The following is an 11,298-nucleotide window of genomic DNA, read 5'->3' on the forward strand; positions in this document are numbered from 1 at the left end:
TTCCTTTCTTAATACAACATTTGTGAGGTGTTTACTTTGTGGACTTGGCATGCTGAAAGACCAGTTGGTACAATTGTGATAGTACATGGTGCGAGTGAATATCACGGCCGATATAAATGGCTGATCGAAATGTGGCGAAATGCCGGCTATCACGTCGTCATGGGTGACTTGCCTGGGCAAGGGACGTCGACACGTGCGCGCGGCCACATTCGTTCGTTTCAAGAATACATTGATACAGTAGATGAATGGATCGAACATGCGAAATCATTCAGGCTTCCTACTTTTTTACTTGGACACAGTATGGGCGGACTCATTTCAATTGAGTGGGTCAAGCAGTATACCCATACGAAGATTGATGGCCTTATTTTATCATCACCTTGTTTAGGTCTGCAATTTAAACCGAAGAAGCTAATGGATTTTGCATCAAAAGGTCTAAATGTGCTCGCACCGTCCTTTAAAGTCGAGTCAGGGCTGTCGATTGAACTAGCCACACGAAATCAGGCTGTGATTGAAGCAGACTCAAATGATTCCCTTTACGTAACAAAGGTGTCGGTTCGCTGGTACCGAGAGCTGATCAAAAATATTGATGCAGCCATGCAGCCTACGAATGTTTTTAAATCGATTCCGCTCCTTTTAATGCAGGCGGGCGATGATAAGATCGTCGATAAAACGAGGGTGATCAAATGGTTCAATGGCATTGAATCAACCAATAAATCATATCGTGAATGGGAAGAACTGTATCACGAAATTTTTAATGAACCGGAAAGAGAAGATGTGTTTAAGGCAGCAAGAGCCTTTACAGATCAATATATTTGATGGTGAGCTTTAAGTTAGGGGTGGATTGATTTGTCAGTACCAGAGCGTCCTTTTGCACTGATGACAAAGGTGTATAAAGATATTTTTCCGCTTGTTCATCAGGAGCTAAAAAAGTGGCGGGCTCATGCAGAAATGATTGAAAATGAAGAACTGCGTACGCAGGCGTTAGCGAGCATATCGAGTAAAACCTTCCACTGCGAAGGCGGAGGCATTTTATCTCTTCTAGCAGGTGAGGCGAAAGAAACGTGTATTGAATTCATTGTGGCGTATCAAACCATCAGTGATTACTTAGATAACCTGTGTGACCGCAGTACGTCGCTTGATCCAAAAGATTTTCATATGCTGCATCAAGCGATGAGAGATGCGCTTGATATTCATGCTGAGCTCAAGCCATACTACCAATTCCGTGATGATCAAGAAGATCATGGATATTTACACGCGCTTGTCCGCACATGCCAAGACGTGCTGTCGCGTCTTAAGCATTATCCGATCATTCAGCCATATTTACACACGCTGTGCGATTACTACAGTGATTTGCAAGTACATAAACACGTCGTTCCTCATGAGCGGGTTCCGCGACTAGAGTCATGGTTCCGCCAATATGAAAAGGATTTGCCTAAGATGGAATGGTATGAATTTTCAGCTTGTGCAGGATCAACGTTAGGGATTTTCTGTCTTGTGGCGTACGCGCTGCAACCGGACTTTACAGAAAAGCAGGCGAAGCAAATTTATGAAAGTTATTTCCCTTATATTCAAGGTCTGCACATTTTACTTGATTATTTAATTGACCAAGAAGAAGACCGGCTTGGAGGAGATCTGAACTTTTGCTCCTACTATGCCTCTCATCATGAGATGATGGATAGACTTCAGCATTTTATTGAAAAAGCGGATGAGCAGCTGAAAGGCATTCCGCACGAAAACTTTCACAAATTAATTAACAGAGGATTATTGGCAGTCTATTTGTCCGATGAAAAAGTAACAGCCCAAAAAGAGATGAATAAGCTGGCAAAACGGCTGATCAAATCAAGCGGGAAAACATCGTTCTTTTTCTATATCAACGGAAGAGCCTACCGGACCTATCAGAAAATGCCTTGGATGAAATCCTCATAAAAAAGCTCAAATCCATTAGGATTTGAGCTTTAGTTTTTTTTCAATGGCGACCACAAAAGGCGGGTCGTTTTGAATATTCATGTATTGATATGATAAAACTTGTACCTCTTCATGAGGAAGTGATCTGCAATAGTCGAGAAGCACTTCTTTTTCTTTTTTCCCTTCGGGGTGTCCATGATAAATCACAAGGACGATCAGACCTCCGGGTTTAAGCCAGTCGAGGAGCTGCTCAATGGCTTCAATGGTTGTATCGGCCTGAGTGGTGACGGCTTTATCGCCTCCGGGCAAGTACCCAAGGTTAAACACCGCGCCAGAGATATGTCCATAAACATCCCTTGGCAGGTGTTGAGCCAGTTTTTCATGACCATCGTGAATGAGATGAACATATGGATATCCCTCACCAAGTCTGTTACGCGTCTGCTGTATGGCTTCTTCTTGTACGTCGAATGCAAAAACTTGTCCATCATGACCAACAAGATCAGCTAAATAGATTGTATCGTGGCCATTTCCCATCGTTGCATCAATGACGATGTCGCCTTTTTGACAAGCCCGTTCTAACAGCTCTTTACTAAAAGGGAGCATGCGTTTCAAGATCATTTTGCTGCTTCTTCCAATCTGACGAAACGTTTGCCTTGGTAGCTGTTACGTCTTTCAAGCTCAGCATTAATGGCATTTAATACTTCCCATTTGTTTACACTCCACATTGGACCAACCATTAATTCAATCGGGCCATCGCCTGTAATACGATGAATAATCATTTCTGGCGGCAGGATCTCCAGCTGATCACAAACAAGCTGGACATATTCTTCCTGGCTTAGAAACTCCAATTTGCCTTTTTCATATTGCTTGACCATTGGGGTTCCTTTTAAAAGGTGAAGCAAATGAATTTTAATTCCTTGCACATCTAAATCAGCAACAGCTTTTGCTGTCTCCATCATCATGTCCCGGTTTTCAAGAGGCAAGCCGTTGATGATATGCGAGCAGACACGAATGCCGTGTTTTCGCAGTTTTTCTACACCTTCTACGTAGCATTCATAATCATGGGCACGGTTAATGAGCATCGCTGTCCGTTCATGAACCGTTTGAAGACCAAGCTCTACCCAGAGATAAGTACGCTCATTTAATTCAGCTAAATACTCCACCACGTCATCTGGCAGGCAGTCAGGTCTTGTCGCAATAGATAAGCCAACCACACCATCTAAATTCATCACGGTTTCAAATTTTTCCTTTAAAACAGGAAGCGGGGCGTGTGTGTTTGTATACGCCTGAAAATACGCCATATATTTTCCGTCTTTCCATTTAGTATGCATCCGGTCTTTGATTTCGTTAAATTGAGTGATGAGATCATCCGCACGGTTTCCTGCAAAATCACCAGATCCTGCGGCACTGCAAAATGTACAGCCTCCATGGGCTACAGTACCATCACGGTTTGGGCAGTCAAAGCCGCCGTCTAAGGCCACTTTAAAAACTTTATGACCAAAGTGCTCTCGCAAATGATAGTTCCATGTGTGATAGCGTTTTTCGCTGTTTGAATATAAAAAAGGGTTATGCTGATCCAAGTCAGTAACCTCCTTGCGTAATAATAGGCATCCTTAAAGTTTAACAAAAATCATGAAGGAGGACAATTGAATCTGTCCAACATTTTCTTTAGTGAAAAAGCTTTACGTGGGCAAAATAGGCGGGAGCAATGATGAAATGGAGGGAATGCAAGATGGCAACAAGGCAGTCAATCGATGAATTTATCCAAAAAAGTACTGAAACCCTTGAGTTTGCAAATGAGCAATTTGATTTGAACTTACGCCAAGAGCATTATAATGAGGACGAATTTTCTAAGGCACAGCTTATGCTTGAAGATGCGGTGAACGAATTAGAAAAATTAAAAGATGTCGCCAATGACCAGCAAAGAGAGCGGTTAGACAGGGCACGTGTTCAAATGCAAAGCTTGCAAAATCAAATGATTTTAGGCATTTCTTACGACAACGAATGATGAACAGATCCTTTTTTAAAGGGTCTGTTTTTTATTTTTTGAAAGGCTATTGACTTTTTATTTAAGTGTCTATAATGTATTAAGTGTACTACATCAACTAATACACTAAAGACACTTAAAAAGTGAAGAAAGGTGTTTAACCATGAAAAAAGAAAAAAAACCAATCAATTTGAAGTGGATGGTGCTGGCTGTTGTGTTAGCATGTACATTTTTTTTCGTTCTCGTTTTCATTGGTTTTGAAGTTCAAAAAGATTTGATACTTAATTCAATCCCTTTAATGCAAGGGCATGAACAAGCAATAGGACTGCAAAAGCATGAATGAGGAAAGAGGGAGCCATCATGATTCAAATAGATCCACGAAGCGCTGCGCCAATATATGAACAAATCATTGAGCAACTCAAAATTTTATGTCTAAAAGGTGTAATGAAACCTGGTGACAAACTGCCCTCTGTCAGAGAGCTCGCCACTATTATCATCGCCAATCCAAACACCGTCAGTAAAGCATATAAGGAGCTTGAGCGGGAAGGGATTATTGAAACACTAAGAGGGCGCGGTACGTATGTAACAGAAGAGGCTCGGTTAAAGCTGAATGAAGGGAAGGTATTGGAGATGAAGGAGCAATTAAGACAACTCATTATAGAAGCTCATTATGCCGGTATTGATATTCAACAACTGAAGGAATGGATAGAAGAGATTGGCTCAAGTCTCGAGGGAGGAAATAAAGTTGATTGAGGTTAGAAATGTATCGAAGACATTAAATGGACGTGAAGTACTCAGTAACGTTTCCTTCAAAATAGGCGAAGGTGAGATCTTTGGTTTGCTTGGCAGGAATGGCTCTGGTAAAACAACACTTCTCCGCTTGATTCAGCAAATTCTTCTTCCAGATGAAGGAGAGATTTATTTTAAAGACGTGCTTGTGAAAGACCACCCGTTAGTAAAGCAAAATATTGTGTATATGCCAGTCGTCAATCCCTACTTTGACAGATACAATTACGGGCAGCTTGTCCAGCTGTTAAAGCATATTTACCCGAAGTTTGACGTGACATATGCCAATGAGCTTGTGAATCGCTATGAAATTCCGGAAAAAGTGAAATATCGTGAACTATCGACAGGGTTAAAAAAACAGCTCTCATTAATTTTAAGCTTTGCGATCAAGCCAGCCGTGATTCTGTTAGATGAACCAACAGATGGTATTGATGCCGTCACAAGAAATGATGTTCTTCAGCTCATGATCGACGAGGTAGCGGAACGTGAAACGTCGATTCTCATCACATCGCACCGATTAGAGGATATTGAGCGTATGTGCAACCGAATCGGGTTTTTAGAAGGAAATCAACTCACAAGTGTCATGGATCTAGATGAATTAAAGAATGATTATGTCAAAATCCAGATGGCTTTTGAAGAAGATATGAACTTGAGTATACGAAAAAATGGCGTTGCTATATTAGATCAAGCGGGCATTTTTTATACAGCACTTATTCTTAAAACCGATGTAGAGGCCAAAGAGTACTTGAAGTCGCTGCAGCCAAAAGTATGGCATGAACTGCCTGTGAATTTAGAAGAAGTATTCATTGCAAAGTTTGGAGGGAAACGGAGATGGTAAAGCGGCAATTATTATATAAGGAATGGAAGCAATCAGAGCTGACATTTATTTTAGTGATGCTGGTTGCGGTGTTTGCGACGCCATTATCTCTCTTTATGGGTTACTCAACTTTTCAAGATTGTTTGAAAAGTCCATCTTGTATAAGTGATACAGCAACATTCACTTATATGTTTAACCAAGATGCATTTCTCTCACTTTCATGGATAATGGGAATATTTTTTGCTGTGATTCAGCTAGGATTTGAGAGAAATAAAGGGCAAATAGACTTTACATTATCCTTGCCATTTAGCAGAAGTGCCATCTTTCATTCCAAGTTTTTTTTAGGGGCTGGAATCATTGCAAGCGTTCATGTTGTCTCATACCTTATCATTTATTTACTTAAATTAGGTCTTCATCCAATAGAGACACCTGAGTTCAACAGTCGTTATTTTTATGCACTGTTGTCAGCCTTGATGGTCTATAGTTTATTTTTAGCAGCAGGTACATTAACAGGAAGTGCCATATCTCAAACAATCGTTGGATTCAGTACATCCATTCTACCATTTTTGATGATTGGACTTCCGATCGTTCATTTAGATTTTATCATTAGACCAACTGAGAATTGGATAGATACGAGCTTCAATTATTTGATATCGCCTCTATCTCCAATTACTTATATTACAAATGACTATTTTCAACAGGATTATCAGCGTTGGTTCAATGGTGAAGAATTCATCATTCCACTTGTCATGATGGTCATATTTTACCTAGTTGGTTTGTTTAGCTTTACCAAACATCCAACCGAACGAAATGGGAGGTTCTTCCTCTTTTCAGCGATGGATTGGCCAATTCAAATTATGGTCATCGTGTTCGGTGTTTTAGGTTTTGGCTGGGTTGGCTTCTCTTCCGATTCGTTATTAGGTTATTTTGTCGGCATGATCATAGGCGGCGTTGTAGGTGCACTAACAAGTTATTTCTTAATATATCGAAAAAGATAAACAGAGAGTAGGGGAGTAGAGATGATTCAAGTTCAAGCGTTAGATCATGTGTTTACAATTGGTAAAAAGGGCAGAGAGAATGAGATTCCTGTGCTGAAAGGGATTGACCTATCCATCAAAAGAGGCGATATTGCTTGTATAGTGGGGCGAAGTGGTTCGGGGAAATCTACCCTATTGAACTTAATTTCAGGATATATTACGCCAACGAGCGGACAAATTGTCATTGATGGTACCGATGTGACTGGGTTTAATGAAAAAGAATGGGCGGACTTCCGCTTAGATCACTTTGGTTTTATCTTTCAAAGCTTTCAATTGATCGGGAGCTTAACGACGTATGAAAATGTTGAACTTCCGCTCACTTTAAAAGGTGTGAAGCCGTCTGAACGAAAGGCGAAAGTAGAAGAAATGCTGAAACGAGTAGGTTTAGAACATCATGCTGGGCATTACCCGAATGAGTTGTCAGGCGGGCAGCAGCAGCGTGTGAGTATTGCAAGAGCCTTGATTTTAAATCCATCTATTATTTTAGCGGATGAACCAACAGGCAGTCTAGATTCAGAAACCGAAGGAGAAATCTTAGCCTTTATCCAGCAGCTTAATCGTGAAAAAGGAATCACGTTTGTCATTATTACACATGACGATGAAGTCGCTTCAATCGCAGATACAACGTTCCAGCTTCATGATGGTGTATTAAAGAAAGGGGAACAATCCATTGAAATTTAGAGATCAGGTCAAATTTATTAGAAGAAACATGAAGAAAAATAGATTGCGTGTGTTTATGACCATTCTTGCGACGACAATGGCATGCTCTTTCTTAATCGTTTTAGCATCTGTCGGTTTTGGTCTGCAAAAATCGGCGCAAGATGAAATCATGAAACAGCAAATCATCACAGAAGTGAAAGTGTTAGGCAAGGAAAAAGGTGACGTCAAGACAGATGATTTAAAGAAATATGATCATGTGAAATCTGTCGTCTCAAGAACGGCGCTCATTCCATTGGTAAACGTCGAGCTCGATGATCGCTCAGGTGAAACGCAGGCTGCTCTAACCGATATGAAAGAAGAAAAAGAAGCAGGGCTTGAGCTAGACCGAGGAAAAGTCCCAACATCAGCGAACGAAATTGTGGTCGGGTATCATATGGCTGAACAACTGTGGACAAAAAAAGAACGCCAAGCCTATGAAAAAAAATTAAATCAGACATCAAATGGCGAAGAAACACCAAAAGAGCCTAAGGGCTACACGAAAGATATTTTAAATAAAGTGATTCAAGTCAAGGTACCAAAACTCAACGAAGAAAATGAAGTCGTCAAAGAAAAAACATTTGATTTCCGTGTAGTAGGTGTGTTGAAAAAGCCGAATCTGGAGTGGCAAGAGGATCATAAAATTTTTATTCCGAATGCGTATGAAAAGGAATTTGGTCAAGTACTCGATCTATCTCCTGAAGCAGGAAATGTCGAGAAAAAGACCTCTGTTTATGCAGATAAATTCGACAATGTCGGTGCACTCACGAATAAGCTGACAGATGAGGGCTATCAAGTCATCTCTGTGACGAATCAGCTCGAAGGAATGGATATGTTCTTTACAGTCTTCAAAATTGGACTTATTTTTGTTGGATGTATTGCGGTCATTATTTCTGCAATTGGTATTTTTAATACGATGACAATGGCAGTAACAGAGCGGACACAAGAAATTGGGATTATGAAAGCCATTGGCGCGAATCCATCGATTATCAAGCGAATGTTCCTCATGGAAAGTGCTTACATTGGGGTGATTGGGTCGATCATCGGTATTATCATCTCATATATCATTAGTTTCGCTGTCAATTTAATCATTCCAGCCATTTTGTCGTCCATGTCAGAGGGAGGGTCAAGCGATCAATTCTCGATCACCTTCTCCTATATTCCGCTCAGCCTTGTAATTACAGCAACAGTGATTAGCGCAGGGGTAGCAATCCTTTCAGGGCTCAACCCAGCACGTAAAGCAACAAAAACGAATGTATTAGCAGCATTAAGAAGAGAAATCTAAAAAAAGAACCTCCTAAGCACCCAATTGGGCTGACAGGAGGTTCTTTTTTCGTATAGCTATTGCTTAGGTGCCCGGTACCCTGCACGCTCTGCCTCTTCTACAGAGCAGAATAGCTTGGTTACATTCTTTGTTCTAGAGTAGTATCTGCTGCTCGGTGTGTGATAAATACCGTTGACACTTCCTTTGATGTTACAGGCTGCAGATCCTTTTTTTGTTTCCTTCTGTGACTCATGACCGCCTGTGCTTTTTCCTTCATCTTTAGGAGCGGACCGCTGAACGGTAGAAGAATCCGTATCGTTGCTGCTTTTCTTATTCTCTTTTTTAAGTGTTTCGTTGCTTGAGGCAAGCTTGTCTATTTTCTCTTCAAGCGCTTGAATGGTCTTTTCTTGCTTTTTGATTGTTTCTTTTTCTGAGGTGATGGTTTCTAGCTTTTTCGCTAGTTTTTCTTTATCCTTTGTTGCGTCCTCTAAAGAAGCGGTAAGCTCCTCTTTATCAGCTTTTAAGCGCGTTATGTCAGATGTGAGCTGCTTTTGATCCTTTAACAGCTGTTCTGAAGATGGATCTGCTTGTGCCTTCGGTGCATCTGTGGCAGCAAACGGTAATGACATAATGGAAAAGATGAGACCCAAGATCAAGAAAGGATAAAATAGTTTCTTTGAAAAGATCTGCGCATTCTGGTGTTTGAGTAATAAGAAATTGACGGCATATCCTATGGCAAAACAAACACATAAAAGACCTATGATGAGTAACATCATCATCTAGTAGCCCCCCTACATCCTTTATTACACCTATCATACCTCATTTTTCCATTTTTAGGGGGCGTTTCAACTAAAAAAACCCTGTTTTACACAGGGTTTTCAGCTAATGGTAATCCTTTGATTGCTTCCTTAACCGTCAAATAAGTGATTGTATCCTGAAAATCTGTATCCAAGTCTTTCATTTTCATTGCAAGCTGCGGTTTGATTCCTGTGATGATCAGTTCGGTTCCGGTTAGATTAAGAAGACGATGCAGCTTGAAAATGCGTGCTGCAACGGAATCATCGACATCGATTAAACCAGAAAGATCGACAATTAAATAATCATCCTTTGAATCATCTAATATACAAGTTAACTTCGCGACAATGGCATCAAAGCGTTCTTCAGATAGTTTTCCAATGAGTGGCAGAGCAGATACACCATTTTTGATTGGGACGATTGGCGTCGAAAGAGAGGTGACTTCCTGTAAGGAATCTTCTAGGAGCTGTTCATATTCTTTCTGTTTCGTAATATCCTTTTGAAAGCCAATGAAAAATGTTTTATCATCTTGTTCAATGTATAGAGGATCTATATTGAGTTCATTCCAAAAAAAAGTACCGTCTTTTTTATAATTTTTTAGCTGTGTGGTAATAGGTGTTTTATTCTGTATTCCATGACGTATTAAATCAAGCTGCTTTTGATCTGTGTCTTTCCCTTGAAGGAATCGACAGTTACGCCCAAGAATCTCATCTGGTTTGTATCCAGTCATGTGTGTAAAGCCATGATTCACATAAACGATAGGGTTATCCTCTAAAGAAGGGTCTGTAATGACAACACCGATCCGCGCATGATCTAGCGCTTTTTTTATGAGTTCAAGCTGTTTTTGTAAGCCGAAGATGTTCGAGCTGACCATATTACCCTCCTTTGTTGCTGCTATCAGACATATCAAATGGTTGTCTTTTCAACCAAAGGTATTCCTTACTAACGTAACATAACATATGTTCTGTTTCAACGATTGCAATGGCTTTGTTAAATTTGTCATCATAGTTTGTCCTCCATTAGAATATAGTAAGTAAGGAGACTTTTCTTTAGAAAAAGAAGGAATCAATTGCTCATAATTCATAAAATGACAAAAATAGTCAATATGGATTAGGTAAAAATGATTCCAATGCATCAAGATTGTTTTGGGTCATTCACATATAATGGAAGAAACAAGCTTTTTTCTTCGTTAGAGAGAATAGACCTTTTACATGGATTATGACGGAACAGCAGAATGGCATTACAGGGGGCTGGACAGCCTGAAGTCGCTTTACTATTCTAAGGGCTTTAGGAAGGTGATGAAAATGCTGCAACAAGTCATTATTGCTTGCGCCATTGGAGGGGTCATGGGCATTCTCGGTCACGTAAAGAAAAAAGGCAGGCTAGAGAAGCCCAGAATGACAAAAAAGTTTATTTATTTAGGGTTTATTGAAGATTGGCTCGTTGGGATGATTGCCGCTACACTGCTTGTCTTATCCTCAAATCCCGATTCTAGTCTGCACTTGGTCATCTTATCAATTATTTCAGGTTACGGAGGAGAAGCAGTTCTGCGAAGCTTTGATTTTGTAAGAGAACAGCATTCACAGAATGCAGACTCCAACCGTCATAACCGATCTCCACACGAATAATATCCTCTACTTTACCCTGATCTAGGGTACATTCCCATTGTATACAAACCTGCTTGCACTTATGATCATAATTCTATAAAATACTACTTAGATGACGGTTACGATAAGAACAGTGAAGAGGAGTAGTAGGAAAGCAGTATTTGTCTTTAGAGAATTGACGGCTGGTGAAAGTCAATCAAATCTGCTTCTGAACTCGCCTCAGAGTTGCAGTTGCGTTAAAGCTTCTGTCGCATGTCTGCGTTAAAGATATTAAGTGAGCGTACAAACAGAAAGTTACGCTAACAAGGGTGGTACCGCGGGAACCAAAAAATCTCTCGTCCCTTTCTAGGGATGAGGGTTTTTTGTTGATTTTAGAAAAATCTGAATTCTCGCGGTGGTCATCT

At 40.3% G+C, this 11,298-nt stretch carries 14 protein-coding genes and 1 other annotated feature; of the genes, 10 read left to right on the plus strand and 4 right to left on the minus strand.

From position 1 onward, the window contains the following. Positions 1-36 precede the first annotated feature (36 nt). Together MHH40_RS15625 and MHH40_RS15630 are read left to right on the plus strand one after the other, a co-directional pair. A complete protein-coding gene (locus MHH40_RS15625) occupies positions 37-816 on the plus strand; it encodes an alpha/beta hydrolase (protein ID WP_003217757.1) in 780 nt (259 codons plus the stop codon). Between the two features lie 30 nt (positions 817-846). Then, on the plus strand, positions 847-1,926 hold the full coding sequence (locus tag MHH40_RS15630) for a tetraprenyl-beta-curcumene synthase family protein (RefSeq protein WP_050943513.1): 1,080 nt from the start codon (positions 847-849) through the stop codon (positions 1,924-1,926). 15 nt (positions 1,927-1,941) lie between these two features. On the opposite strand, the gene MHH40_RS15635 is transcribed toward MHH40_RS15630, so the two are convergent. Together MHH40_RS15635 and MHH40_RS15640 are read right to left on the minus strand one after the other, a co-directional pair. Further along, the gene (locus MHH40_RS15635) at positions 1,942-2,523 is read right to left on the minus strand and encodes a class I SAM-dependent methyltransferase (RefSeq protein WP_050943514.1); all 582 of its coding nucleotides are present in this window, start codon (positions 2,521-2,523) and stop codon (positions 1,942-1,944) included. Beyond that, positions 2,520-3,485, minus strand: coding sequence for a TIGR01212 family radical SAM protein (locus MHH40_RS15640; RefSeq protein WP_003217704.1), 966 nt, complete (start codon positions 3,483-3,485; stop codon positions 2,520-2,522). The genes MHH40_RS15635 and MHH40_RS15640 overlap by 4 nt, the downstream gene beginning before the upstream one ends. Before the next feature lie 152 nt (positions 3,486-3,637). Between MHH40_RS15640 and MHH40_RS15645 the strand changes: the two genes are divergently transcribed. The 7 genes from MHH40_RS15645 to MHH40_RS15675 all read left to right on the plus strand — a co-directional run bounded on the left by MHH40_RS15645 (position 3,638) and on the right by MHH40_RS15675 (position 8,513). Further along, complete coding sequence (locus MHH40_RS15645) at positions 3,638-3,913, plus strand: YtzC family protein (protein ID WP_003217632.1); 276 nt, start codon at positions 3,638-3,640, stop codon at positions 3,911-3,913. A gap of 142 nt (positions 3,914-4,055) precedes the next feature. After that, the gene (locus MHH40_RS15650) at positions 4,056-4,235 is read left to right on the plus strand and encodes a hypothetical protein (protein WP_003217546.1); all 180 of its coding nucleotides are present in this window, start codon (positions 4,056-4,058) and stop codon (positions 4,233-4,235) included. A 17-nt stretch (positions 4,236-4,252) separates the two neighbouring features. After that, entirely contained in the window at positions 4,253-4,645 is a 393-nt protein-coding gene (locus MHH40_RS15655) for a GntR family transcriptional regulator (protein WP_003217551.1), read from the plus strand. Further along, entirely contained in the window at positions 4,638-5,516 is an 879-nt protein-coding gene (locus tag MHH40_RS15660) for an ATP-binding cassette domain-containing protein (RefSeq protein ID WP_050943515.1), read from the plus strand. Before MHH40_RS15655 ends, MHH40_RS15660 begins: the two co-directional genes overlap by 8 nt. Continuing rightward, a complete protein-coding gene (locus tag MHH40_RS15665) occupies positions 5,510-6,493 on the plus strand; it encodes an ABC transporter permease subunit (protein ID WP_050943516.1) in 984 nt (327 codons plus the stop codon). Before MHH40_RS15660 ends, MHH40_RS15665 begins: the two co-directional genes overlap by 7 nt. Before the next feature lie 21 nt (positions 6,494-6,514). After that, complete coding sequence (locus tag MHH40_RS15670) at positions 6,515-7,213, plus strand: ABC transporter ATP-binding protein (protein WP_044142163.1); 699 nt, start codon at positions 6,515-6,517, stop codon at positions 7,211-7,213. Next, a complete protein-coding gene (locus MHH40_RS15675; RefSeq protein WP_050943518.1) occupies positions 7,203-8,513 on the plus strand; it encodes an ABC transporter permease in 1,311 nt (436 codons plus the stop codon). Before MHH40_RS15670 ends, MHH40_RS15675 begins: the two co-directional genes overlap by 11 nt. Positions 8,514-8,569: 56 nt before the next feature. Here MHH40_RS15675 and MHH40_RS15680 read toward each other — a convergent pair whose 3' ends face one another. Together MHH40_RS15680 and MHH40_RS15685 are read right to left on the minus strand one after the other, a co-directional pair. After that, positions 8,570-9,271 (minus strand): coiled-coil domain-containing protein, encoded by a 702-nt coding sequence (locus MHH40_RS15680; protein ID WP_050943520.1) that lies wholly within the window; start codon positions 9,269-9,271, stop codon positions 8,570-8,572. A gap of 86 nt (positions 9,272-9,357) precedes the next feature. After that, positions 9,358-10,161, minus strand: coding sequence for a PAS domain-containing protein (locus MHH40_RS15685; RefSeq protein WP_003217570.1), 804 nt, complete (start codon positions 10,159-10,161; stop codon positions 9,358-9,360). 424 nt (positions 10,162-10,585) lie between these two features. On the opposite strand from MHH40_RS15685, the gene MHH40_RS15690 reads away from it, so the two are divergent. Then, positions 10,586-10,915, plus strand: a complete 330-nt coding sequence (locus MHH40_RS15690) for a DUF4257 domain-containing protein (RefSeq protein WP_223250657.1) — start codon at positions 10,586-10,588, stop codon at positions 10,913-10,915. A gap of 103 nt (positions 10,916-11,018) precedes the next feature. Next, positions 11,019-11,240, plus strand: a binding site (T-box leader). Positions 11,241-11,298: the final 58 nt, after the last annotated feature.

This window comes from Bacillus sp. FSL K6-2431, assembly GCF_038005165.1.
Classification (GTDB): Bacteria; Bacillota; Bacilli; order Bacillales; family Bacillaceae; genus Bacillus; species Bacillus pumilus.